This is a genomic window from Plectonema cf. radiosum LEGE 06105, assembly GCF_015207665.1.
Lineage (GTDB): Bacteria > Cyanobacteriota > Cyanobacteriia > Cyanobacteriales > Nostocaceae > Rivularia > Rivularia radiosa_A.
In genome coordinates this window covers 1-25,639 of the sequence record NZ_JADEWL010000105.1, presented here as the reverse complement: position 1 = coordinate 25,639, position 25,639 = coordinate 1, and the positions used below count along the sequence as shown (strand labels likewise).

General features: G+C 40.5%; 18 protein-coding genes. 16 read left to right on the top strand and 2 right to left on the bottom strand.

Annotation, left to right across the window (positions count from 1 at the left end):
* Nucleotides 1–284: 284 nt before the first annotated feature.
* A complete protein-coding gene (locus tag IQ247_RS23430; RefSeq protein WP_193923680.1) occupies nucleotides 285–713 on the bottom strand; it encodes a DUF7680 family protein in 429 nt (142 codons plus the stop codon).
* A 365-nt stretch (nucleotides 714–1,078) separates the two neighbouring features.
* Nucleotides 1,079–4,342 (bottom strand): ATP-binding protein, encoded by a 3,264-nt coding sequence (locus tag IQ247_RS23425; RefSeq protein WP_193923678.1) that lies wholly within the window; start codon nucleotides 4,340–4,342, stop codon nucleotides 1,079–1,081.
* Between the two features lie 550 nt (nucleotides 4,343–4,892).
* Here IQ247_RS23425 and IQ247_RS23420 point away from each other — a divergent pair.
* The 16 genes from IQ247_RS23420 to IQ247_RS23350 all read left to right on the top strand — a co-directional run bounded on the left by IQ247_RS23420 (nucleotide 4,893) and on the right by IQ247_RS23350 (nucleotide 25,560).
* Nucleotides 4,893–6,263, top strand: a complete 1,371-nt coding sequence (locus IQ247_RS23420) for a hypothetical protein (protein ID WP_193923677.1) — start codon at nucleotides 4,893–4,895, stop codon at nucleotides 6,261–6,263.
* 24 nt (nucleotides 6,264–6,287) lie between these two features.
* Nucleotides 6,288–7,550 (top strand): DUF1822 family protein, encoded by a 1,263-nt coding sequence (locus tag IQ247_RS23415; RefSeq protein WP_193923675.1) that lies wholly within the window; start codon nucleotides 6,288–6,290, stop codon nucleotides 7,548–7,550.
* Nucleotides 7,551–7,793: 243 nt separating this feature from the next.
* Nucleotides 7,794–10,205 carry a CHASE2 domain-containing protein gene (locus IQ247_RS23410; RefSeq protein WP_193923673.1) on the top strand — a complete coding sequence of 804 codons (2,412 nt, stop codon included), beginning with the start codon at nucleotides 7,794–7,796 and terminating at the stop codon, nucleotides 10,203–10,205.
* Nucleotides 10,198–10,905: a hypothetical protein gene (locus IQ247_RS23405; RefSeq protein WP_193923671.1), complete on the top strand. Its 708-nt coding sequence runs from the start codon at nucleotides 10,198–10,200 to the stop codon at nucleotides 10,903–10,905. The genes IQ247_RS23410 and IQ247_RS23405 overlap by 8 nt, the downstream gene beginning before the upstream one ends.
* A 37-nt stretch (nucleotides 10,906–10,942) precedes the next feature.
* Nucleotides 10,943–11,230: a hypothetical protein gene (locus IQ247_RS23400; RefSeq protein ID WP_193923670.1), complete on the top strand. Its 288-nt coding sequence runs from the start codon at nucleotides 10,943–10,945 to the stop codon at nucleotides 11,228–11,230.
* Nucleotides 11,197–11,646 carry a PIN domain-containing protein gene (locus IQ247_RS23395; protein WP_228059984.1) on the top strand — a complete coding sequence of 150 codons (450 nt, stop codon included), beginning with the start codon at nucleotides 11,197–11,199 and terminating at the stop codon, nucleotides 11,644–11,646. Before IQ247_RS23400 ends, IQ247_RS23395 begins: the two co-directional genes overlap by 34 nt.
* Nucleotides 11,647–11,678: 32 nt before the next feature.
* A complete protein-coding gene (locus IQ247_RS33230; RefSeq protein WP_265579706.1) occupies nucleotides 11,679–11,813 on the top strand; it encodes a hypothetical protein in 135 nt (44 codons plus the stop codon).
* 95 nt (nucleotides 11,814–11,908) lie between these two features.
* Nucleotides 11,909–16,774 (top strand): beta strand repeat-containing protein, encoded by a 4,866-nt coding sequence (locus IQ247_RS23390; RefSeq protein ID WP_193923669.1) that lies wholly within the window; start codon nucleotides 11,909–11,911, stop codon nucleotides 16,772–16,774.
* A gap of 53 nt (nucleotides 16,775–16,827) precedes the next feature.
* Nucleotides 16,828–17,097, top strand: a complete 270-nt coding sequence (locus IQ247_RS23385; protein ID WP_193923668.1) for a hypothetical protein — start codon at nucleotides 16,828–16,830, stop codon at nucleotides 17,095–17,097.
* A 335-nt stretch (nucleotides 17,098–17,432) separates the two neighbouring features.
* Nucleotides 17,433–20,060, top strand: coding sequence for a CHAT domain-containing protein (locus tag IQ247_RS23380; protein WP_193923667.1), 2,628 nt, complete (start codon nucleotides 17,433–17,435; stop codon nucleotides 20,058–20,060).
* A gap of 483 nt (nucleotides 20,061–20,543) precedes the next feature.
* Complete coding sequence (locus IQ247_RS23375) at nucleotides 20,544–21,173, top strand: sensor histidine kinase (protein WP_193923666.1); 630 nt, start codon at nucleotides 20,544–20,546, stop codon at nucleotides 21,171–21,173.
* Nucleotides 21,174–21,310: 137 nt separating this feature from the next.
* Nucleotides 21,311–21,568: a hypothetical protein gene (locus IQ247_RS23370; RefSeq protein ID WP_193923665.1), complete on the top strand. Its 258-nt coding sequence runs from the start codon at nucleotides 21,311–21,313 to the stop codon at nucleotides 21,566–21,568.
* A gap of 303 nt (nucleotides 21,569–21,871) precedes the next feature.
* The gene (locus IQ247_RS23365) at nucleotides 21,872–22,255 is read left to right on the top strand and encodes a histidine kinase dimerization/phosphoacceptor domain-containing protein (protein WP_193923664.1); all 384 of its coding nucleotides are present in this window, start codon (nucleotides 21,872–21,874) and stop codon (nucleotides 22,253–22,255) included.
* A gap of 33 nt (nucleotides 22,256–22,288) precedes the next feature.
* On the top strand, nucleotides 22,289–22,963 hold the full coding sequence (locus tag IQ247_RS23360) for a response regulator (RefSeq protein WP_193923662.1): 675 nt from the start codon (nucleotides 22,289–22,291) through the stop codon (nucleotides 22,961–22,963).
* 96 nt (nucleotides 22,964–23,059) lie between these two features.
* Complete coding sequence (locus IQ247_RS23355) at nucleotides 23,060–24,853, top strand: ShlB/FhaC/HecB family hemolysin secretion/activation protein (protein ID WP_193923661.1); 1,794 nt, start codon at nucleotides 23,060–23,062, stop codon at nucleotides 24,851–24,853.
* Nucleotides 24,854–25,347: 494 nt separating this feature from the next.
* A complete protein-coding gene (locus IQ247_RS23350; protein WP_193923660.1) occupies nucleotides 25,348–25,560 on the top strand; it encodes a hypothetical protein in 213 nt (70 codons plus the stop codon).
* The last annotated feature ends 79 nt before the right edge of the window (nucleotides 25,561–25,639 follow it).

Genomic DNA, 25,639 nt, shown 5'->3' with positions numbered 1-25,639 from the left:
AACCTCGATGACCGTTACCGTTTTTGCTCAATATATCACCTCCTGAATATTCGGTAATTGGGGGCAATTACGTCCCCAAGTTTATTTTTAAATATTTTTTCACCAGTTTTTATTAATAAATTTAACGTTGCTTTTTAAGTAGTGTAGTGTGGTGACACAGCTACAATAGTGCATAAAAAGCTCTGCGCTCCTCTACGCTTACCTTTGCGCTTCTCTGCGTTCAAAAATATATAATTCCGATGTCAAAGGATTTGATATTACCCAATGTCTTTAGGAAAACCGCGTCAATCCCCCAACAATACCCGAATCGCTTTTAAAGCAGTCCGTTTTCTCCCATTACTAACTTTAGCAAACCAATAATGAGATTCTTCATTACTCATTTCCGTAATTCCGCTAGCGATATTCGCAATTCTTTCTGGTTTAGAAAGCGGTTGTAATGTTTGAATTAGTAGAGCTAGATTTATTCCCGTTTCTTCACTAACAATATAAGGTGTTTTACGAGTATTATTTAAAGTTTTGGGGTCGTAATTATTCGCTTTTAAACAATCATATACCGCTTGTTTCGCCATAATTAAAGCATTACCTTTTAATCGTCCAATTCGTTTAGCAGAGGGACGTTTTTTTTCACCAGCTTTTTTATAAGCACACTGATATAATTCTAAAGCAAAGTTATTGTTATCGATGGGAACTACACGTAGTTGGAATTCTTGCATTTTTTGGTAATTGGGAATTGGTAATTGGTAATAATCGTAAGTAAGCGAATATAATCTGGCGAATATAATTCGCTGCTACACAGGCAAAACCCGCCTTCGCGGGTTAATTAATTTAGTCCACGAAGGTGGACTTCGCTTGTGTAGCTGCGGTTTTAACCGCCAGATAAAATTAAATCTACCGCGAATAATAGCAACTAATAAGCGAATAGAATTTGGCGAATATAATCCGGCGAATATAATTCGCTGCTACACAGGCAAAACCCGCCTTCGCGGGTTAATTAATTTAGTCCACGAAGGTGGACTTCGCTTGTGTAGCTGCGGTTTTAACCGCCAGATAAAATTAAATTTACCGCGAATAATAGCAGCTAATAACTTACCTTTACCAATAAATTCAATCTATCAACCGGATTACGATTAAGGGCATTTTTAATAGTACTAATTTCTGAGCCTTCTGGTTGCACTGGTGAATCAAATTTAATTTCCAGTTTCAACATTACATCAGCTTGGGCATCTTTATTACTCAATAAACCGTTAATTGCTGCTTGAAAGCTTTGAAATCCTTTTACAGCACCTTGGTATTCTAATCTGACAAACTGTTCCCCTGCTGAAATTGTTGCCAACTGGTCGATTTGTATGGGAAACTTCATTAATAATGGTAAAGCCGTCATTAATCTACGGTAATCCATTACTTGGTCTACGGAGATTGCGATAAATTCTATACCAGTAATTTTGTGATCGTGAATGCGATCGCCAAGTTGATTGAATACAACGTTGGGTGTTCCTTCTAAATCAAATTCTGCTGGTTTGACTTTAAATAATGGAGTCGTATCCCAATCACCACCTTTTTCTTTGCCGTTGGGTGTTTTAGCTGTACCATTGCCATAAGTTAAAATACTTGCTTGACTTTCTTTTTCAACTATTTCCCCATTACCGTAGTCAGCGACAATTTTAAAGTTTGTGGTTTGATCAATTTGAGCTTCATATTCATCGCTGGGACGAAATTCGTTTTCTACTAATTCCCCATTTTGATAAAGTGTAATTTTCAAAGCTCCCGATGCTTTCCACCTAACTTTTACAGGTTTAATTAACTCGCTACTATTCATTAGTTGGGTAGAAAATTGAATTTCTCGCGGTTTTGGTAATTCTAAAATTCCCCGACGATAAAGCACCATTCTGTCAGAAAATTCGATGGTATCAGGTAAATTAAATTTACTATCATTATCCGGGGTTTTTATAAATATCTTTTCTCCAACCTTCATATCCCAGTTGCCATTTTGCAAACCTTGGCGGATAGTATCTCGCAATTTGGAAACTTCAGCATCAAGAAGTATATTTAAACCCAAATTTTTTGCAAATTCTTCTCGCAAAGCTTTAGTTGTCCAATGTTCTAATCCAGCTAACCAAACTTTCTGTAATATATAAGCGGGTGCATAATGTGAAGCGTTTTCCGAACGAATTTTTTGACAATCTTTAAGAACTTTGAGAATCACATCCTGCTGATTATTTTTACCTTTGACATCGCTAGCATCTTGTGCTGGTAAAGTATAGTGCATTAAGCCTTTTGGTGCTTTTACTGCATCGTTGGCAGGATAAAATAAATGACGGTAAGCATTAGTTAAAGATATTCTAACTTTTAAATCAAATTCGCCTTTCTTTTGCTTTAATTGCTTCTGCTGACTTTCTGATAAATCTTGTAACCGATTAGCAGAATTGAGAATATTTAATATAGCCAGATATTCCCTTGTATTATTAATTGCTATATCTAATTGGCTTCTATTAGCTATCAAAAATAACAGCCGATTGCGATAAATCCGAAATTTTCCCGATTCCCCTGTTTCACTAAATATTTTCTCTACAAGTAGGGGTGCGCTTTCCGTAGTCGCAGAAATAGTCGCTTCGTTAAAATCAATTAAACATAAAGCAATATTGTCAGCAACATCATCTACATCCCCCGGTGATTCTGGTGCAGAAACTAGTTTAAATAACCTTTCAGCAAATATAGTATCTCGACGTTTTCGTAATTCATCTTTGGCTTCAGTTTTCCCAATTTGCTGCTTTTCTTCGGAGATAATCTTATTAATTGATGGCTCTTCTTTAAACCGAGCAGTAGAAGTTATACTGTCATTTTCTAAATACCAAGCAACAGTACTCAATCTTTCCAAAGCTGTATCTACAAAGCTAGTTCCTAACCCCGGAGTTAACAGCGATAAATTCAATTCAGTACGACTAATTCCCGCAACTACACCTTGATTTATCGAATGCAAAAAAATAGTTCTAGCTACCCAAGAAGAAAAAGCAGGTTTACCAGCAGCTTTCCATTCACCATCTTGTAATTGAGCGTGTGCTTCTCTCCCATCTGCATTATATATGTCAGCGGATATTGCCAAACGCATCAAAGGACGTTCCAACCGGGAAGTTAATTCGCTGGTAATTTCTTCTTCAATGCCAATAGGAATATGATGGGGATGAATTAAAGGTATCCAATTATTTGTATTTATATTTGTATTTATATTTGTATTATTCCATAAATAACGAATAACCCTCGCAAATAATCGTAAAGCACCTCTAGTACGTTGAAAATTTTGAATAGAAGCAATTTTTTTATTCAGTAAACTAAAAAGTTCGGGATGGAAGGGATAACTTGCTGCTATAGTTTCAGCATAACGGGAATCCTTGCAACCATCAGGTAAACTAACGCTACTAGCTTTATAACTTTGTAAATATTCCTTAGCTGCATTTTGCGCTGCATGATTATCAATACTAGTAAATAAACGCTGTTTGACAATATTATAAATTTCAACATCTGTACTTGGTTTAAGAACCCTTTCCTGACGTGCTGAAGCTGAAATTGCTTCCTTTATTTCCGTAGTTTCTTCCCCAAAACTATCACCTGAATCAGCCAAAGTATAGACAAAAACTAAATTATTATTAGAAGCTGCTAAATCCATCAACGAAAACAAAAAAGCAACTACCTGCTGTGCTAAATCGCTTTTACCAACCGTTACTGCTTTACTAACTCGTAAATGTTGAGCAATTTCATCTAAAATTATTACAGTCGGTTGTCCTTGAATAATCCTTTCTAAAACAGCCGTACCGGGGCTAACTCGCTGCTCATCGGAACCCTTGAGCAAACTGTAACCATCAATTCCACCGATTTGATAAGCAATTTCACCCCAAATAGTGTAGGTCGTAACACCCGTATCTGCGTGCAAAACTCCTTCTACCGGAGTCAAATCTTGACAGGCTATAGCAGCTACCTGAATCGGACGTTCTGGAATTACACTTAAGTCAGCAAAACGTTCTAAACCGGGAATTTCTCGTCCATTTTTAGCAATATGCCATAAAGCTATCTCATCGTGAGTTTTACCACCACCAAAACTAGTTTCCAAACGGATAATCGGAGAACCCACTTTATCACCTACCAAACGTCCGAATACTTCCGAAATCAACGTTTTTAATCCCTCGGTAGCAAAAGTATTGTTGAAAAAAGTGGTAGAATCTTGGTAAACTAATGGTGCTTTTCCTTCCACAACCAACTTTAACTTAGCTGCAAATAAATCTAATGAAAGTTCTCCAGCTAATATTTCCGCTCTAGGAACGCAAGTTTTGAATATAGAAGGTAGCTGCATAATTAGTTGTTTAGTTTCTTAGTTTTAGATTATACATTGTACGCGAAGCACAATTATCCCCCATTTCTCACAAACAAGAAGGAAGTTGGAGTGAGTAATCAGTAGGGGAAAAATCAATACACGATAAAGTGTAGGTTTTAGCAGAACGAATTTCAACCAAACGTAACGTAATGAATGGAGTTCTTTTTGTTCCAGACCCTAGACGTATCAATCGGTCTCTCAGAGCATAGCTATAGTTGACGATAGTAATTTTCTTGTGCGGTGATAGCCGGTGTTACCAGCGCTTCGAGTTGCTTAGCAATCACTTCGTCCCACCCTCGTAAATTGGCAAAGGTATTGTAAATATCATTCGTCCAAGTTCAAGGTTTCCAAGACGAAGATAATTTTTTATGGTGAGTGCGATCGCCTTTTTCACAATCGCCGATATTTTTGCATGAGTTCACCATCACCAGAAATATAAAGTTATTAGATCGTCATGCTAAACAAATTGCTTTTACTTGCAGGAGGTGGAAAAATTGAGGATGATTGGTTTTGAGTAAGTAAAAATACTGTGGTTTTAATATCAAAATACTGGGAATTTGTCAAGTTAGATACTAGTAAACGCCGGGTTGAGATGATTACTGCTGCTCAAAGTTATTTTAAAAAACAATTTCCAGATTTGACCCAAGTTGAATCTCATACGAAAGTGGAGCGTCAACTTTGGCAACAGATACCAAGTGATGAGTTAGCAGAAACTTGTCTGCGCTGCTATATCTCTCACCAGATTTATCAAGTGTGCCTGGACTTGGCAACCAAATTTGGCTCTCAAAAAGGTTTTGATTGTCAAGATTTGTTACCTTTTGTATTGGACGATGAGATACTTTTAGCAAAAAGACGGTCAATCGGGAGTAGTTCCTATCAATCTTTAGCGAGTACTGTTTTAAAAACCTTCGATCCAGCGAAGGGAACGCTCAATACATGGGTAAATCGTTATGTGAAACAACATCCAGAACTAAAGCGATTTTTAGTTCAGCATGGTGTTTTTTTAGTTAGCGATTGGGCGCTTTTGAACGATACAAAGCCAAAGGAATTGCAACGAATTTTAACTGATATGTATGGTTTGAGTGCGGTAGAAATTCAGCAAACCTGCGAGCTTTTAATCGCTTATCACTCAGTTTATCGTGAAGACCGCTTGCAGCAAAGACTTGTTGTAGGAACAACACTACCGTGTCAGCAACCGACACCGGAGCAGTTAATAAGGATGAAGAATGAGTTGGAAATTGCTACCGAGCATCAATTTAGTACTGAGGCAATATTAAATCAACTGCACGCGATCGCATCTTATCTGAGACGATATCGCATTACTGCCCAAGGAGGAAATGTTTCTTCAGTTTCTTTGGATCGACCTGAGATCCAAACTATTGTAGAGCAATCGCCGATGGGTGAAGACGACGAAGAACTAGAATTTATTAAGTTATATCAAAATCACTTTCTAGAATGTTTAGATCGCTCTCTTGCTCAAGTTATTGATGATTATATTCAGAAATTTCAACGCAAGCGTTCTGCAATGGCACAATCATTTATTACCGCTTTACATCTTTTTCATTGCCAAGGTCAATCTATGAACCAAATTGCACCTCAAATTAATTTGAGAAAACAGTATGAAGTCACTCGATTATTAAAACTTAATGAATTGCGTGCTGACATTCGTCAAAAATTATTATTAATGTTGCGCGATCGCGTTCTTGATACTGCCAAATTATTTGCAGACTCCGAACGATTACAAAATTTAGATCGACAATTAGAATTAATTTTGGACGAACAGATTTCTGGCATTATTCAAGAAGCAGAATCTGAAACCAAAAATCCGGTTCGCAATCAACCCCTACGCAGTTTATTTGCTCGTCGTCTTTGTCGTTATTTGGATAGGAAAAATAATTAATCATTAATTACTGCATTTATTAATATGAATAATCAACTATTAGAATCAGAATTTACACCGGATTGGCAATCTCTCAACGAAACGCGCACCGAACTATTATCAAAGCATTTTCAAAAAGCTGCGCGTCTGAGTCAATCTATACATTTACCACAGCAACGCTGGGAAGTTTACCTTTGTGCGTTGGGAGTTTTGGGGTTTGAGCAATGGCTGCTCGAACGCGCTCCCGATTTACAATTTGAATGCGTTGACGCTTCGATTTGGCAACCTGCATACGCGAATTTACTTGTAGCTGCGTGTAACATTAAAGTCGGTAATTTTAAAGTTTGTGTCTTAACGAATAGCAGTGTACCTTTCGCAGTTTTAGATATTCCTGATTTTACTGCTCATTTCTACGTGCTAATGCAGGTTGAAGAAGAGGAGCAGCAAGTTGCTGTATCCGGCTTTATGAGTTACGAACAGTACCTTAACTATCAACAAAAAGCACATTTAGCAGTAGATTCAGATTGGACATACCCAATCCCATCAACTTGGTTTTATTCAAACCCGAATGCGTTACTGCTCAATCTTCGTTGTTTAGATGCTGATGCAATCCAATTACCGACAAAAATTGCACAACAAAATAATACAGCTACAGCGTTGCGAGAAAAGTTGACTGCACTTACTTCTCAACTGCAAAAACAGCATTTTTCGCAATTACTCACAGTCAAAGAAGCTACAACGCTGCTGAGTAATCCAGATTTGATTGACTGGGCTTATAAGATAGTCAATCCTTCCTTTGCTCAACCACTGATTAATGTTGGTCTTTGGTTGCGCGATCGAATTGATGCGGTAGCGAGTGAATTAGGGTGGATGCTGATGCCATCTTTAGCAGTATCGGAATTGCGTTCGTTAGAAGAAGAATTTGAACAAATTCGTTCGGGATTAGTAAAAAGTGGTGTTCAGATTCCCTCAACTGCGCGGGGTGCTTACCGCGATTTGGAGAGCGATCGCCATCTTGTACGGCTATATGCAATTATGTGGGTGTTATCGGAAACAGGGGACAACAAAGAATGGATGTTACTGATTGCTTTGGGTTCTCAACCGCAAGGACAAATGCCCAAAATGACATTAGAGGTACGAGATCAAACAGAGTTATTATTCACAGAATCCCTTGAAGACACTAACAAAGGTATATTGTACGCTCAAGTGATTGGCAATTGGGAAGAACGATTTTGGGTAACAGTAACTGTAGATGATGACACTGTATTTGAGATTCCGCCTTTTGGTATGGAATTGCCAACAGTTTAAATTTAAAGGAGTAGGGAATAGTGAATATAATTCGTAATTCGTAATTCGTAATTCGTGAACTCTAAAATAATTTTAGTGTTTGAGCGGGATAATTTGTTCACAATAAGAGATAAGCATAGTATGTAATAAAAAGCCACAAATACAAATTAAAATTAACATCGAATTAGTAAAATTAAATATAAAATACTATTTTATTTACTGCATTATTAAAGCGTTTTATCCACCGTTAACTCGCAATAAATTATGAAAAATAACTCCCATATTTTTAATTTAAAAGTTCAAAAAATCGAGCAAATTTGTTGCTTCGAGTTGTCTTGGGGACAGGGACAAAGATTGACCGCACAGGTTAATTATCCCTCCAATTTAACTTTGTTATATCAACAGTGGCGACGGGCATATCTATGCTTTTATCAGTCGGAACAGATGCGGGGACGGACGGTTGGTGGGGGAGTGGTAGAACTAAATGTAGACTGGCACGCAGAACTGGTGAAAGCGGAAAGCAAGTTGATGTTTGAGTTTCATGACTGGTTGCGGAGTGGGGATTTATATGATGTCCGTGCCACTATTGCTAAAGCCAGCCAAGAACTGGTAATCAATCCTACCGAACCAGTCAAAGTTTTTATGACTTGTGCGCCAATTGAGTTAGATCGGTTTCCTTGGGAAGCGTGGGAACTCGGCACCGAATTTGCTAGTGCGCGGACGATTCAAATCATTCGCGCTCCTTTGAATATTCGAGCGGAAACCGCAACACACCACAAACTAAATCGCCGACGCGCCCGGATTTTGGCAATTTTGGGGGATGATACGGGGTTAAATTTTCAAGCCGATCGCGAAGCGGTAAAATCGCTGCGAAGCATAGCTGAGATTACCTTTGTAGGTTGGCAACCAGAGCAAACCCCGACTGAAGTTATCCAAGAAATTACCGAAGCGATCGCCTGTGAAGCTGGATGGGATGTATTATTTTTTGCGGGACATAGTAATGAATCAGAACTGACAGGAGGGGAATTGGGTATTGCTCCTGGTTTATCGATTTCCATTGATGAAATTACTCCTCAACTGAGTGCAGCCAAAAAACGCGGACTTCAAGTAGCAATTTTCAATTCCTGCAACGGGTTAAATATCGCCGAATCCTTGATTGACTTGGGTTTTAGTCAAGTTGTAGTCATGCGCGAACCGATTCACAACCGCGTCGCTCAAGAATTTCTGATCCGATTTCTGCAAGGATTGGGCAAACACCAGGATATCTACGAATCGGTGATGGGAGCGCGGCAATTTCTACGCATGGAAAAAAGCCATACTTACCCCTCGGCTTATTTAGTACCTTCCTTATTTTGCCATCCAGGAGCGACATTATTTCGCATTCCTCCCTTTCGTTGGAAACAGCAGTTGCGGCAAAGTTTACCAACAGCCATCGAGGCGATCGCCCTTACCGCAAGTCTGACTCTGAGCTTGATTCCTGCTGTACAAGAAGTACTCTTAGATGGGCGAATGGTAACTCAATCAGTGTACCGCCAAGCTACCGCCCAAATTCCCTCTGAGGAAGCTCCCCCAGTAGCATTAATTGAAATTGATGCCGAATCTATCTACCGCGCTGGACTTCCTAACTCTCAACTGCAACCGATGAACCGCAGCTACATTGCGAAATTGCTTGATAGCACCAGAAAATTAAATGCTTCAGTCATTGGCTTAGATTTTATCTTCGATACACCCCAAAAAGACCCCCCATCAGGGGATCGAGATTTAGGTACAGCGGTACGAAGTGCGGTAGATGCCAATATGTGGCTAATTTTTGGGGCAATTTTGGAACCTAATCGAGAAATCGGCACAAATGAGACGATCGGGATTAACAAGTGGAATTGGACATTACAAGGATATACTGATGCTTATCATTACCTTGTCGAAATTCCTGCTGCTGAGCGTGATTGTCGTCAGGCTTGTCCCATGTCTTATTTGATGTCGCTCGTGCAGACAGCTAACCAGGAAATGGTAGATTTACCCAAGCCCCAAACTAATCGGGTGACAAATTTACGCGCTCAACTACTTGATCAGATTGAGCAAAAGCACCCCCAACTCGGTAACTTACCTGCACTTTTACAATTACGTCCTGTTCTGGGATTGCAACCGTTAATTGATTTCTCCCTGCCTCCCGACCGGGTTTATACCAAAATTCCGGCTTGGAAATTGTTAGAAAATCCGGATATCAACAAATTTCCCCTACTTTCCAAACAAGTAGTATTAATTGCCACAGGTAGCGACGAACGTTTGGGAATAGCTTCCGGTCAGCCAGATCGATCGCCAGCACCCTCCGCCATCACTTACTGGACGCGGCAAAATTGGCTGACAGGCGGTGAATTTTTAGCATACATGACCCAGCATTTTCTCACACGCCATTATGTGATTCCTATCCCCGATATTTGGGCGATTGGGCTCGCAGTCATCCTCAGTAAAATTGCTGTTTTTGCAGTCAATCGAAAGTCTAATTTGAGTCCTAAACTGCGCCTGCAACTCTTAACTGGTTCAATTGGTGCAGTTATAGTTTACGGCATTTTAGTACTTCAGCTTTATATATCTGCGGCAATTTTATTTCCCTGGTTTTTACCCTCAGTTGTTTTTTTAGCTTATCTTTTACCCCTTACAAGGAAAAATTATGTTTAATAAATCGCTTTTTAGCCTCGCACTGATTCCCGTTATCAGCTTTGGTAGCTTTGATAAACAAATAGCCACACCATCAAGCCAAAATAGTCAAATTGAACAACTTGCTTTTAGAGTATCCTCAATTTGGCAGCGTCGTCCCCGCAAACGCAACATATCACGTTCAATTGGAGTTTGCGCCATCGCACCTGGTTTAGTAGACACATATATCGTGTGGAGCGATCGCCCATTATTTTTGTGGCACACTCAAGGAAAAAATCAAAACGTAGAATTAACAGTCCGCGACTACGAAACTCAAAAAGTCCTCTGGACACAACCCGTCAACACCGCCGACCAAAAAGTATTATACAGCGGTCAAGAAGCTTTAAAACCCGGTAATCGCTATCAATGGCAATTGTCAGGAAGCTCTAACTGGACAGCGTTTGAGATTATGCCAGCTAATCAACGTCAGCAAATTCAGCTTGATTTACAAACATTAGAACAGAACCTCAAAGCCAATAAAACCTCTACTGAAGAAATTGCCCTCAAAAAAGCAGATTACTTTCTCAATTACGAAATCAAACATCAAAAAGAAGATGGTATCTTTCACCTGTGGTCAGATGCTTTACAAGCGCTCTACATTGAAAATCCCTCTCCATCCTTCATCCAGAAACGCCAAGCATACGTAGCTGGTTTTTGTACCAATTCTACAGCTAATAATTAACTAATGTTTTATCCTAAAAATAAACAGGAATCGTAATATGCAAGCTTACAAAGCCAAAGGCAAAATTGACGCGACAGGTAACTTAATAGTTGAAGAATCAATTCAAATACCACCAGGAAATGTGGAAGTGATTATTTTACAGGTAGCTGGTGAGGTTGAAAATTCTACAGAAATCACTACCGAATCGCTACAACCAGAAACACCTAAAAGACCTACAAAAATTAAAGCTTTGCAGGGTTGGTTTGAAAAGACAAAACCCGCTCCTACTGATTTTGATCCTTCGGAAGCGAGATGGGAAGCTTTGAAGGAGAAACACAACTTGTGAAAGTTCTGCTTGACACTAATATCATTGTAGATGTTGCCCTTGAAAGACAGCCCTTTTTTAGCAATAGTGAAACAGTTTTATCACTTGTTGAACAAAAACAAATCGAAGGTTACATATCAGCATCTTCTTTTGGCGACCTTTTTTACATCATCCGTAAGGAAAAAGGTCGAGATTTAACCCTTGAATTCTTAAGGGAACTAGCCACCTTCTGTCAATTCGCAACAGTAAATCAAGCTATCATTTCAATGGCACTTTCTACCAATTTCAAAGATTTTGAAGACGCAATTTTGTACGGAACTGCGTTACTCAATCATTTAGATGCTATTGTTACTCGCAATCAGAAAGACTTCCCGGTTACAACTCCGCGAATTTTAACCCCGGAAGAATTAATTCAAAACTTAACAAATTCTCCGTAAATTTCTCTAAATTTAAATATCTAAAAATCTATATGACTACCCAACTAGACTCAACCGAAATTAATCAAATTCAACAACTACTTAACGATTACGAACCCGCACAAAAAGCATTAGTCCACGTAGGTTGGGTTGAACGTAGTGAAACCCAACATCAAGTTCAAGTATAGACCTATGTTGGGTTGTGCCTCCGGCACACCTAGCAGTGAACGTTCCTCAGCCCAACCTACTAGCTCCGCTAACGTAATCAGTCCCCACCAAAAATATGAAAAATCAACAAAACTGGCTTCAATTAATACTATGCGGCTTTATAACAGTTGTCAGCACCCCAGCCAACGCTCAAATTACCCCCGATAACACCCTCAATTCCGAATCTTCTCGTTTCACCCCAAACGTTCAAATCAACGGTACATCCGCTGACAAAATTGATGGTGGTGCGGCTCGTGGTAGTAACCTTTTCCACAGCTTTACCGATTTTAATATCAACGATGGGCAAAGAGTGTATTTTGGCAACCCCACGGGGATAGAAAATATATTAACAAGGGTAACGGGTACATCAGCCTCGAATATATTTGGAACTTTAGGAGTTGATGGTACAGCAAATCTATTTTTACTCAATCCCAACGGTATTGTGTTCGGTAAAAATGCCCAATTAGATATCCGGGCTTCCTTTGTGGGGACAACCGCGAACGCAATTCAATTCGGGAATCAAGGTTTCAGCGCCACAAATCCCCAAGCCCCCCCATTATTGACAGTCAATCCTTCAGCATTGCTGTTTACACAACTTAGTGGAAGTGGAATTACCAACCAGTCACAAGCACCCGCAGGGCTGAATCCAGCAGGTGAAAACGTCACGGGTTTAAGAGTTCCAGATGGTAAAAGCTTGGTGTTGGCTGGAGGAGATATCAACATTGATGGTGGTTCTTTGAGGGCTTATGGTGGTCGAATTGATTTAGCCGGATTAGCCGCACCGGGAAATATAGGAATTAATGTAGCTGGGGATACTTTAAGCCTGAGTGTTCCTAACGATGTAGCCCGCGCCGATATCTCCTCAAGAAATGCGGGAGAAGTGAATGTACGCGGTGCCGATGCTGGTAATATTGCCATCAATGCTCGCAACTTGAGTTTGGCAGCAGAAAGTAAAGTCCGAGCCGGGATAGATACCGGATTAGGGACAGCCCAAAGCCAAGCCGGAAATATTGATATTAATGCCACAGGGACAACCACTTTAACTGATACCAGTTTTATTGCTAACGTTACTCAAGAAACATCGGTAGGTAATGGAGGCGATATCAATCTTACTACTGGCTCACTGGAAATACTCAGTGGCAGTGCCCTTAATACTAGTATCTTTGGGCAAGGTGATGGTGGCAATATTAATCTTAACGTTGCCAATGCCCTGACATTAGCTGGACTAGATAAAAACGGATTGTTCAGCGCAATTCTCAGCGATGTCGTATCGGAAGCCGAAGGCAATGGCGGTAATATCAATATCAACGCTAAAACAGTCTCTTTAACTGATGGTGGTGTATTCGCTAGCACTGCTGGTAAGGGAAATGCCGGGAATATATTTATCTCTACCGATTCAGTTGCTATGGTCAATGGGGGTATTTATAGCAGAGTAGATCAAGGGGCTATAGGAAATGGTGGTAATATCAACATCAACACCGGAACTGTCTCTGCAACTAATGGTTCGGAATTGGAAGCGAGTACTTCAGGACAAGGCAATGGCGGCAATATTATTGTTAATGCTCGCGATCGCGTTTCTTTTGACGGCAAGGGTGAGCAAATCAACAGTAGGGCGATCGCTGGTGTACGAACTGGAGCAGTAGGTAATGGTGGAAATATTCAGGTAACAACCGGGACTTTATTATTGAGCAATGAAGCTTTTTTTAGTACTAGCACCCAAGGGACAGGAGATGCAGGTAATTTATTTATCTCTGCCGATTCAGTTTCTATGGTCAATGGGTACATTTATAATACAGTGGGTCGGGGAGCTGTAGGTAATGGCGGTAACATCAATATCAACGCTGGAACTGTCTCTGCTACTAATGGTTCGGAACTCGAAGCAAGTACTTCAGGACAAGGAAACGGCGGCAATATTATGATTAATGCTCGCGATCGCGTTTCTTTTGACGGCAAGAGCGAGGAAATCTACAGTAGGGCGATCGCTGGTGTACGAACTGGGGCAGTGGGTAATAGTGGAGAAATCCAGATAACAACCGGGACTTTATCGTTGAGCAATGGAGCCTTTTTTAGTGCTAGTACTTTAGGAACAGGAGATGCCGGTAATATCATCATTGATGCAGGTGATACGGTTGAGCTAGATGGTGGCTATGCCCAAAGCAATGTGTTTTCTGGCGGCGGTGTGGGTAAGGGAGGAGATATTCAGGTAACTACCGGAACTCTTTCTTTAATTAATGGCGGGCAACTCAGCACTAATGTCTCAGGACAAGGGGAAGCAGGCAATATCACCGTTGATGCCCGCGATGCAATTAATTTAGATGGTATAGTAGGCTTTTCAATTGCTGGGATTAGAAGCGGCTTACTCACTGACGCTGTAGGCAAAGGAGGAGACATCCGGCTCACAACTGGCTCGTTATCGGTGACAAATGGCGCGGGATTAGATACTAGCACCAATGGACGGGGTAATGCGGGTAATATTGTTATTAATGCCCGCGATACCGTTACTTTTGAAGGTGTGGGAGGCAAGAACAATTTACCCAGTAATGCAAGCAGCACAGTCGTAAGTAATGCTGTCGGAAACGGTGGAGAAATCCAGGTAAATGCCTCAACGTTATTCTTAAAAAATGGTGGTCAAATCCAAGCGAATACCTTCGGGCAAGGCAATGCGGGTAAAATCACCATCGATACCCGCGATCTAGTTAGCTTTGAAGGAAATGACAGCGGGGCATATACTTTTGGTGGTAACGGCAATGGCGGAGATATCCAGGTGAAGACTGGAACACTATCCCTAACTAACGGGGGTCAGATATCTGCCTTTGCACGGGGAAATGCAGGGAATATTACTATTGATGCTCGCGATGCAGTTAATCTTGATGGTGTAGGCAGCAGCAATGGCTACTCATCTGAGATTTCCACTTCACTATTTGACGGTACAGGCAAGAGCGGAGACATCCAAATCGCAACTGGCTCACTTGCCGTTACCAATGGCGCTAAACTGGTTTCCAATACAGCCGGAAAAGGTAATGGCGGTAATATCAATATTAATGCCCGCGATACTGTTAAGTTTGATGGAGTCGGCAGCAATAATAATTCTAGTGGGGCTTACAGCGCTGTGGAATTAACTGGTGTGGGCGATGCAGGTAATATCAAGCTGACAACTGGCTCCTTATCTTTGAGCAATGGCGGACAAATTAATGCTAGTACTGTTGGGCAAGGAAATGCCGGGGATATTGATATTAACGCCCGCGATGCGATTACAGTTAACGGTACAGGCAGCAATGGAGTTAGTAGCGGTGTTTTTAGCATTGTTGGACAAACTGCTGTGGGCAATGGTGGTAATATCAGATTAACCAGCAACTCGCTTTCATTAACTGATAATACTTACTTATCTACCGTGACCGGTGGGAAGGGCGATGCTGGGAACATATTTGTTCAAGCATCTGATTTAGTTTCTTTATCAAATAGCTTTATCCTCAGCAGTATTATTCCGGGCGCTATCGGTAACAGTGGTAGTGTTGATATTAATACTCGTAACCTGACATTAACCAACGGTTCTCAAATCAGTGCTGCGGTTTTCCGAGAATTTGGCGATTTACCTGGTGGCAGAGGTAAAGGGGGAGAAATTCGCGTCAATGCTTCTGATTCTGTAATCTTATCGGGTATTGGCTCTACAGGTAACTCCAGTGCCATCGTCGCTTTGACAGAAAGAGGAGCATCAGGTGATGCTGGAAATATTACCGTTACTACAGGGGATTTCCAAATAGCGGATGGTGCGCTTGTGACTGCGGCAACTTTCAATGATGGGAATGCTGGAGATGTAACCATCAACGCGAATAATTTTGCAGCGGTTAACGGTGGACAAATTGTTAACATTACTCGCAGTAGTGGTAATGCAGGCTCTATCAGACTTAACGTCAAAGATAGCGTCACTATTTCTGGAAATGACCCCAACTATAATAATCGACTGGCTTTGATTGAACAAGAAATCAAATCGAATGCCCCAACTGATCGAGTTAGCGATATTGTAGTTACTGATTCTACGAGCGGACTATTTGCCAATACTTCTGCTGATTCTACTGGCAATGGTGGCGGTATTTTTATTGACCAGTCTCAAATTACAACAATTAAAGATGGGGGACAAATATCAGTTAGCAGTGCTGGTACAGGGAATGCCGGAAATATTTCTATTCAAGGCGATTCTTTAACGCTTAACAATGGTACAATTTCTGCTCAAACTGCCAGCAGTCAAGGAGGTAACATTAACTTACAGTTAGCAGACTTTCTCTTACTGCGTCGCGGTAGTCAAATTTCCACCACCGCAGGTACTGCCCAAGCTGGGGGGAATGGCGGTAACATTACTATTAATACGCCTTTCATTGTTTCCTTGCTGCTGGAAAATAACGATATCACCGCCAACGCTTTCAGTGGCAAAGGTGGTAACGTAGACATAAATGTTCGGAGTATTTTCGGGATTGAAGCGCGATCGCAACTCACACCCCAAAGCGACATCACGGCAACTTCAGAATTAGGTGTACAAGGGCAAATTTCTATTCAACAACCGGATGTCCAACCTACAGAAGGATTAGTGGAATTACCGACAGAAGTGCTTGATGCTAGTAATCAAGTTGCTCAGAATTGTCCCAGAGGTCGCAATGCCAAAAAACCTTTAGGTGAGTTGATTGTCAGCGGACGTGGCGGCTCTTTACCACCTAACTCTCTGCAACCATTGACTGGTATAAATAAGATTAGAGATTTGGCAACATTAGACGGGGAATCAAGTTTAACTGCATCTTCAACACCCGAACTACTCCCTACCCAAAATCCAATTATCGAGGCTCAAGGTTGGGTAAAAACTCCTGATGGTAAAGTCATCTTAGTTGCTCAAGTTCCCACAGCTACACCGAATATTACAACAGCATCTGCTGTATGTCCTGTATATAAGTGAGATGTTTTAAATTTACACTGTAAACAACCGAATCGCATTTTGAGTATTGTATTATGAGAATTATCCTTGAACTAAAACCAGAAGTTGAAACACGTTTAGTTGCTCATGCTGCGGCAATGGGGATGTCAGTTGAAAGGTATCTTGAATCTCTTGTGGAAAAAAGTTTATCTAAAGAAGAAGCTTTTATCGAGGTAACAATACCCCAAGAAAAATGGAAAGCTGCTTTGAACAATTTAGGTCGAAGTCCTTCCCTTGCTCAAACGCTACCTCTCTCAGATGAAGCAATCAGCCGCGAAAGTATCTACACCAGAGAAGATGATTAGTTGCTGCGATGATTGCTGACAAACTTACTCGTTTGCTGACCTTCAATACAAAAGATTTTTAGAAATTATCGTTATTAATCCATGTCGTATTTCATGATTTTCATCACGAAGATTAACTATCAAGCTATAAGTACTCAGACAGAATTACTCCGTTCCCGTTAAAAGATTACTGAAAAAAAACCGCAGAGACGCAAAGAGCGCAAAGGAAAGAGATAAAGAAAAATAGGTAATTTTCGAGCGGGATAGGAGTAATTACATACCTTGTTTTTCTATTCGCTGTTCCCCTTCTCAACGTAGAAATGAACTTAATTTTGTCTAAATACTTAACCAAAATAATGAAACCCATTAAAAGAAACTGGAAACCGATTCGCTTTTGGCTAACGTTGGTATTGACTGCATTATTGTGCATTACATCACCTAGCTTCATACAAATTCCGATGTCGAGAGCAACGGCTCAAAAAACAACTCCATCTGTTGAAGAACAAGCACGAACAAAATATCAACAAGGTGAATTTTCCGACGCAGCAAAACTGTTTCAACAAGCATCCCTTGCATATCAAGCGGCAAAAGACCCGATTCGTCAAGCCCTGAGTCTGAGCAATTTATCCCTAAGTTACCAACAATTAGCACGGTGGGATGATGCCGATCGCGCAATTACCGATAGTATTACTTTATTAACATCCATAAAAGAAACAAATTCACAAAAATTATCGGCATTAGCCCAAAGCTTTGATATCCAAGGCGGGTTACAATTAGCACGCGGACAAGTTGATGCAGCTTTAAAATCTTGGCAACAAGCTACAATTTTTTACACCCAATTAAACAAACCCCAATTAGTACTCACAAGCCTTACTAATCAAGCCCAAGCTTTACAAAATTTAGGTCTTTATCGTCGCTCAATTCCCCTGCTTTACACCGCGTTAAAGTTACCAGAAGATGCAACTACTAATCCAGAATTAAAAGTTCTGTTATCAAAGACGAATACTGACCCAGAAACAGCTACAGCCTTACGTACTTTGGGCGATTCGCTACGAGTTATGGGTAATTTACCCCAAGCGGATTTAGTTTTGCAGCAGAGCTTAATAATTGCTAATAAACTAAATTTACCCGACATGATTACCGAGGCTCAACTCAGCCTTGGTAACACTGCGAGCGATGCAACCGATTCCCCCGCAGCGTTAAAATTCTATCAACAAGCTGCTACATCTAACTCAGTTGATTTACGGACGCAAGCACAAGTCAATCAACTCAGTTTGCTTGTGGATACGAAACAAATGGACGCAGCTAAAAGTTTACTGTCACAAATCCAAACACAAATTGGGACATTACCACCTAGTTACGCAGCCATTGAAGCACGGGTGAATCTAGCGCAAACCATGTTAAAGATGCGAAAAACAACCCCAGAAGCGATTCCTTTACCTGAAATAGCGCAATTGTTGTCAGTTACAGTTCAAGAAGCTGCACAATTAGGAAACCCACGCATCCAAGCTGATGCACTGGGAAGCTTAGGTAATGTTTATGAGTTAACGGGACAATGGGGAGAAGCCGAAAAACTGACTCAACAAGCAGTACAATTAGCGCAACAAATCAACGCTGGTGATGTTGCTTATCGCTGGCAATGGCAGTTAGGACGAGTGACAAAAGCCCAGGGAAAAACCGATAGTGCGATCGCTGCATATTCCGAAGCAGTGGGTACGATTAAATCATTGCGAGCAGATTTAGCCGCAGCGAGTCCTAACGTGCAGTTTTCCTTTAGAGATGCAGTTGAACCTATTCACCGCGAACTCGTCGAGTTGTTAGTAAAATCGAATCAAAAAGACAATCTCAAAACAGCGCGAAATGTCATCGAAGGGTTGCAATTAGTTGAACTCGATAACTTCTTCCGAGAAGCTTGTTTGACTGCGAAGCCAGAACAAATAGATTTAGTCGATCGACTAGCTGCTGTGATTTATCCAATTATTTTAGAAGACCAACTAGCGATTATTGTCAGCTTACCAAAACCTGGGCAAACCCAAACTAAAGACAATCGTGATTTTCGCTACTACAAAACCAACATTAACAAAAAACAAGTTGAGTCTTTAGCATCTCGTCTGCAAAATAACCTCAGCCAATCTACAGCCTTTGACTTGACTTTGCCCGAACTCCAAAAAATGTATGACTTAGTTATCCGTCCCGAAGCCGCAGAACTTGCTGCTAGTAAGGTGGAAACACTAGTATTTGTTTTAGATGGCGTACTGCGGAATATACCAATGGGAGTACTACATGACGGCAAAAACTTCCTGATCGAAAAATACAGCATTGCTTTGACACCGGGACTGCAATTATTAGCACCGCGATCGCTCAAAAAAGAACGCTTGGGAGCCTTAGTAGCTGGAATTAGTGAGGCTCAACCTCCGTTTTCAGCTTTACCCAATGTAGAGAAAGAAGTGCAAAAAATTGAATCCGAACTTCCCACCCAAGTCTTATTTAATCAAGAGTTTACAAATTCCGCCTTTGAAAATAAAGTATCAGCCGTTTCCTACCCGATTGTACATTTAGCAACCCACGGTCAATTTAGTTCTCAAGAAGATCAAACCTTTATTATGACTTGGAATGGTAAAATCAAAGTCAACGAACTTAGTAGCCTACTCAAAACCGTCGAATTATCGCGAAACAACCCCCTTGAACTGCTCATCCTCAGTGCTTGCGAAACCGCAGCAGGTGATGATAAATCCGCATTAGGATTAGCCGGGGTAGCAGTGCGTTCTGGAGCTAGAAGTACCATAGCAACTTTGTGGCAGATTAATGACGAAGCATCCGCAACTTTAATGAGTCAATTTTACGATCAATTAATCCAAGCCAATAAAACGGGTATCTCGAAAGCAGAAGCTCTGCGTCGCGCTCAAATTGCGATTTTAAACAACCCAGAATATAAATCTCCTTATTATTGGGGAGCATATGTATTGCTGGGGAATTGGACTTGACAATTTTAGATTTTGGATTTTGGATTTATATAGCAGGAAGTACTAAGCTGATGTGCAGCTAAATTGGATAATGCGTTAGCGAAGCGTGTCCGTAGGACATAAATTTGAAAAGGTTGTAGTGCGTTGGCGTAGCCTGCCCCGGAGGGGCATACCGAAAAGCTCGCTAGTACTATACAAATTAAATGCGTAGCAGCTTAGTACCGCTGCGCGGAAGTAAAAAGTCTTATGGGATAAGGATTTTAAGCGTTGGCAATGGTTGCTTTATTTGCGCCGTGCTGTACTAGTACTTGACCAGATTAATTTTTCTTTCACCTCAAATCACCTCGGCATCTATCTTGTCACCCATCACCAATTACCGATTACCAATTACCAGCCCTCACAGACAGTAGCAGTATTTAACCGGACGTGATATCAGTTAAAATTGCATAAGCTCCCCTAACTAAGAAATATAGGTAAATAGCCGGACATTACAAAGAGGTTGTCGTGGTCGAAGAACTTTATACCCCAGAACAACTCGCTCAAATGCATGACTCTTTATGGCAATGCGTATTACAATTTGCTAATCTTTCAGCGGTGCAGGAACGCAACCGTATTGCGCGGGATTTACACGATTCTGTAGGTCATGCACTAACGGGATTGAATTTTCAATTACAAACAGCGATAAAATGTCAACCCGATCCCATTCAAGTACAGAAATTTTTGACCGAAGCACATCGATTAGTGGCGATCGCGACTCAAGAAGTTCGTCAATCTGTCAAAGGCTTACGCAGTGATGCACTCGAAACTCAGTCATTGGAAATGTTAATCGCATCTTTAGTTAACGATTTTTATGACTCAACTGGAATTTTACCTCAAGTTGAAATTACGGAACGAGTTGCAACACCTTCACAGTTAATAGCACCCATTTATCGCATTATCCAAGAAGCGCTGAATAATATTCGTAAATATGCACGAGCGACAGAAGTACAGCTTGATATCTGCACCACTGTTACACAATTACATTTAACAATTCAAGATAATGGTCGCGGATTCGACCCGGAAAAAGTTTCGGGTGGTTACGGACTCCAAGGAATGCAAGAACGAGTCGCAGTTTTACAAGGATATTTGCATTAGACATCTCCGGAAATCAAATATGCATCATCCAGAAACCTTGTAGAGACGCGAACCCTTGCGTCTCTACATTCTTTTTCGGAGATGTCTATTTAGAGTCTCAACCCGGAAATGGTTGTTGTATTAGTGTGGAAATTCCTATGCATATATCTAAGAAAGATCGGGAACGCGCACCAAAAAAAGAAATAACGCAAAATGTTTCTTTGATCGATTACGAGAGCGATTTTTTGCACCCGTTGGAAGATCGAATCCCGCAAATAGATAATATTCCTCAAAAATATCCGATAATTAGCAAAAATCCGTCAGTCAAAATCGGTGAATGGCAACCTCTTTATCTAGATAAATGGGAAAATTTAGTACCTTTAGAACCAGTAATGGGGAGAATAAATGGTAACTGATTTCTGACTTCTTTCTCGGTGTTACGATTGCCGATTTAAAAAAACCTTACTAGACGCAGAGAGCGCAGAGGAAAGAAATAAGGAGAGATAGATAATTATAGAGCGCGTTGGGAGTAAATCCAACTTTAGTATTACAAAAATTTATTTTCTCAAACTTTTTGTCGATGATAAAAGAAGAATTAAAACTAAAGTTGGAAAATTGTAGTAGTAAGTAGCCAAGTGGTGCAATTAAGGCTATTAATAAAATAGTTGAGATTTAATCTAATCTCTTTACCAAATCTTGTTATAAAAACAAAAAAATATATGGTAAATATTTTGTTAATAGGGATATTGATTTTGACATTATGGCGATTGGTGAAAATTATTTATAATCGCCAATACCAACAGTTGAGATTAGCTGAAAAGCTGCAAATTTATGCATCACAGATGAGTTGTTTTACAGTTATTGCAGAAAAAATATCTCCCCAGGACAAGCTAAGTCAGCAGAATTCCCTTGATTTTTATCAAGAATTAGGGCAATCTATAGCAGCTTTACACATCCAACTACAAGCTGCACAAAAACTTTGGCAAGTCAACCCAAAACTTGCGGAAAAATCCCTGTCGTCAGCTTACGAAGTTAGTAGTACTCTGATGTCCGAAGTACGTCAAATTGTCAAAATAATGAGCGAAAATTCTCTTAATAATTAGTCACAAAGATATATTTTTCAAAAGGTGTGCTGTATGATTCGTTTGTTACTTATAGATGATCAAAGTTTAGTTCGTCAAGGTCTGAAAGCAATTTTGAGCTTAGAACCTGACATCGAAGTTGTAGGAACAGGGGAAAACGGAGAAGAAGCGATCGCGATTATAGAGCAGTTGGCGATCGCCTACTCTGCTCCACCCGATATAGTGTTAATGGATTTACGAATGCCAGTGATGAATGGGACAACAGCTACCCGGATTATTTGCGAACGATTTCCTCACATCAAAGTTTTAGTTTTGAGTACTTATGATGACGATCGCGATGTCAGGGAAGCGATTAGAGTCGGAGCTAAAGGTTATCTTCTCAAAGATATGCCCTCAGATGAACTTGTAAACGCGATTCGCTCTATAAACAGCGGATATACTCAACTCGCACCAGGTCTTTTGGAGCGGGTTGTAAGCCAAATAGCACCAACATCACCATCTATTTCCCCAGCACTGGCTCAATTAACACCAAGAGAATTAGATGTAGCACGTTTAGTAGCAATTGGAGCCACAAATCAAGAAATTGCAACTAAACTATTTATTTCAGAAAGTACAGTTAAAACCCATATCAACAGTATTTTCAATCGTCTTAACCTCAAGAATCGATCGCAATTAGCGATTTGCATTAATTCTGGTTTTCAGGAAAAAATCAGCACAAAATCAGTTTAAGATATCATAATATTACTCCTTTTGACTTTTATCCCAGCCACACGCCCATTTTTTAGCCTTTGCTGATTATTTCTTTATTTATTCTCTTTGAATATCATGTTAAACTTACATCTACTTAATAAGATTTTATTGGCGATCGCTAAATTTTCATCTTCTTTAACTTTTACCCTGTTATCTTTTGTAATAGCTTCCTCTACCTATGCTAGAGCAGAAAGTATATCTGCGTTACCATCTGAAACAACGGATATTGCCCAACGGATTGATGTTCCCAATATTCCTCCTCAAGACATTCCGCGACCGCTTCCCCCACCACAACCAGAGCCAACACCACCTGAAGTTCTACCACCAGCATCCGATTTATTACCAAAAACACCTAATCTTCCACCCGCACAACAGCCTAGCAATCCCCTGGATACAATCTTTGTCCGTGAATTTGAAATAGTTGGCAATACGATTCTTACACAAGAAATCAGCGAATTAGTTAAAGAATATACAGGACAAAACCTTACCTTTGCCGAATTATTTGCAGTGCGTTCCAAAATTAGCGAACTTTACGTTAAAGGTGGTTATGTCACTTCCGCAGCGATTATTCCCCCTCAAACCTTAGAAAATGGAATTGTCAAAATTCAGATAATTGAAGGTTCCCTCGAAGACATTGAAATCATTGGTACCCGTCGTTTGCAACCAAATTACGTCCGCAGTCGCATCAAAGTAGCAACCAATACTCCGCTTAACATTAATCGGTTGTTAGAAGGGTTGCGAGTTTTGCAACTCGATCCATTAATAGCTAATATTTCCGCTGACTTGCAAGCTGGAACCAGTCCGGGGAAAAACTTGTTGCAAGTTAGTATAATTGAAGCGAAAACTTTAAGTATTACCCCCTCGATTGATAATGCGCGATCGCCAAGTGTTGGTAGTTTTCGTCGTCAAGTTGGATTCAACCAAGCAAATTTACTCGGTTTTGGGGATAAGTTAAATCTCGGTTACACAAACACCGATGGTAGCAACGAAATAAATGTTGGCTATACCATTCCCCTCAATCCCCGTAACGGCACGCTTCGCCTTGGCTATGGTAAGATTAACAGCAATGTCATAGAACCTGCTTTCAAAGAACTTGATATCGAGGCAGATTCAAGCTATTACGAACTTAGTTATCGTCAGCCCTTATTGCAACGTTCTAGAGAAGAGTTTGCTGTTGGATTGACTTTATCGCAACAACAAAATCAGACTTCCTTGGGAATTGATAACATTGGTGGGTTCCCTCTTTCTCCAGGAGCAGATGATAATGGAAGAACGCGTATTTCTGCCGTGCGATTTTTTCAAGATTGGGTAAAGCGAGACGAACGACAAGTAATTGCAGCGCGATCGCAATTTAGTTTGGGGCTAAATTTGTTCGATGCTACGATAAATAATGATGCTCCCGACAGTCGCTTTTTTGCTTGGCGCGGTCAAGCTCAATGGACGCGACTGTTAGCTGCTGATACTTTATTACTAGTGCGCGGTGATGTCCAACTTGCGGATAGCTCTTTAGTTCCATTCGAGCAATTTGGTATTGGGGGACAACAAACTGTACGCGGCTGTCAAGACGCATTGCTCGCAGATAATGGGGTATTATTTTCTACAGAATTTCGCATACCTATTCTCAAAGCCAAAGGTGGTGGACTGCTGCAACTTACACCTTTCATTGATATCGGTACGGGTTGGAATAACGGCGAAAGTAATTTGAGTGAAGATACATTAATTGGTACGGGATTAGGATTACTATGGCAACAAGGCTCCTTATCAGCCCGCATCGATTACGGTATTCCCTTAATTTCAGTCGATACCGATCAACGCACCTTACAAGATAACGGGATTTATTTTTCTATTGGGTACAGTCCGTCATTTTAGATTTGCCCCCCCAGCCCCCAATACTGGGGGAGAGAAATAATTTTTATTGTCTCCCAACCCCCAATACTGGGGGAGAGAAATAATTTTTATTGCCCCCCATCCCCCAATACTGGGGGAGAGAAATACTTTTTATTGTCTCCCAACCCCCAATACTGGGGGAGAGAAATAATTTTTTTTGCCCCCCAACCCCCAATACTGGGGGAGAGAAATAATTTTTTTTGCCCCCCAACCCCCAATACTGGGGGAGAGAAATAATTTTTTTTGCCCCCATAATTGAGGGATTTAGGATTTAGTTCCCTTGTATATATAAAAAAATGGCGTTGCTGATTAAAAGTATGATTGGCAGAACAGCCCTCAATTCTGTTCCTCTCAAAATAATTTCGAGTCCCCCAGAATTGGGGGATTTAGGGGGCTTATACATATTTCAATTGTGCAACGCCGCTTTTTGCTATCCTATATATGTAAACCACTTTTTGATTTTATAGTTGACATTTATGGCAGGTAGAAAGAAGTTAGATCGCGTAAATCTTCATGCAAGGGTTGAGAGAGGTACCGGAGATAAGTTAAAACAAATTGCCCATTTGCTAGGATATAGCTACAATAATGAAGGTTCAACTGGTCAATTATTAGATGCGATCGCGTTAGGTGAATTAATATTAATCGCTACAAAAAATAGAAGTGATGTGGGCAAAAGTGGTTTAAAATAAATCTGGGGATAAAAAATCCCCTTTTGTGTTTTAAAAGGAGGTGGTTGATTGAGCAAAAATGGTAACGGTCATCGAAGTA

What these genes read in the sequence shown, in the direction of transcription:
- IQ247_RS23430 (WP_193923680.1), bottom strand. Translation starts at nt 713, where the DNA reads ATGCAAGAATTCCAACTACGTGTAGTTCCCATCGATAACAATAACTTT.
- IQ247_RS23425 (WP_193923678.1), bottom strand. Translation starts at nt 4,342, where the DNA reads ATGCAGCTACCTTCTATATTCAAAACTTGCGTTCCTAGAGCGGAAATA.
- IQ247_RS23415 (WP_193923675.1), top strand. Translation starts at nt 6,288, where the DNA reads ATGAATAATCAACTATTAGAATCAGAATTTACACCGGATTGGCAATCT.
- IQ247_RS23410 (WP_193923673.1), top strand. Translation starts at nt 7,794, where the DNA reads ATGAAAAATAACTCCCATATTTTTAATTTAAAAGTTCAAAAAATCGAG.
- IQ247_RS23405 (WP_193923671.1), top strand. Translation starts at nt 10,198, where the DNA reads ATGTTTAATAAATCGCTTTTTAGCCTCGCACTGATTCCCGTTATCAGC.
- IQ247_RS23400 (WP_193923670.1), top strand. Translation starts at nt 10,943, where the DNA reads ATGCAAGCTTACAAAGCCAAAGGCAAAATTGACGCGACAGGTAACTTA.
- IQ247_RS23395 (WP_228059984.1), top strand. Translation starts at nt 11,197, where the DNA reads ATGGGAAGCTTTGAAGGAGAAACACAACTTGTGAAAGTTCTGCTTGAC.
- IQ247_RS33230 (WP_265579706.1), top strand. Translation starts at nt 11,679, where the DNA reads ATGACTACCCAACTAGACTCAACCGAAATTAATCAAATTCAACAACTA.
- IQ247_RS23390 (WP_193923669.1), top strand. Translation starts at nt 11,909, where the DNA reads ATGAAAAATCAACAAAACTGGCTTCAATTAATACTATGCGGCTTTATA.
- IQ247_RS23385 (WP_193923668.1), top strand. Translation starts at nt 16,828, where the DNA reads ATGAGAATTATCCTTGAACTAAAACCAGAAGTTGAAACACGTTTAGTT.
- IQ247_RS23380 (WP_193923667.1), top strand. Translation starts at nt 17,433, where the DNA reads ATGAAACCCATTAAAAGAAACTGGAAACCGATTCGCTTTTGGCTAACG.
- IQ247_RS23370 (WP_193923665.1), top strand. Translation starts at nt 21,311, where the DNA reads ATGCATATATCTAAGAAAGATCGGGAACGCGCACCAAAAAAAGAAATA.
- IQ247_RS23365 (WP_193923664.1), top strand. Translation starts at nt 21,872, where the DNA reads ATGGTAAATATTTTGTTAATAGGGATATTGATTTTGACATTATGGCGA.
- IQ247_RS23360 (WP_193923662.1), top strand. Translation starts at nt 22,289, where the DNA reads ATGATTCGTTTGTTACTTATAGATGATCAAAGTTTAGTTCGTCAAGGT.
- IQ247_RS23355 (WP_193923661.1), top strand. Translation starts at nt 23,060, where the DNA reads ATGTTAAACTTACATCTACTTAATAAGATTTTATTGGCGATCGCTAAA.
- IQ247_RS23350 (WP_193923660.1), top strand. Translation starts at nt 25,348, where the DNA reads ATGGCAGGTAGAAAGAAGTTAGATCGCGTAAATCTTCATGCAAGGGTT.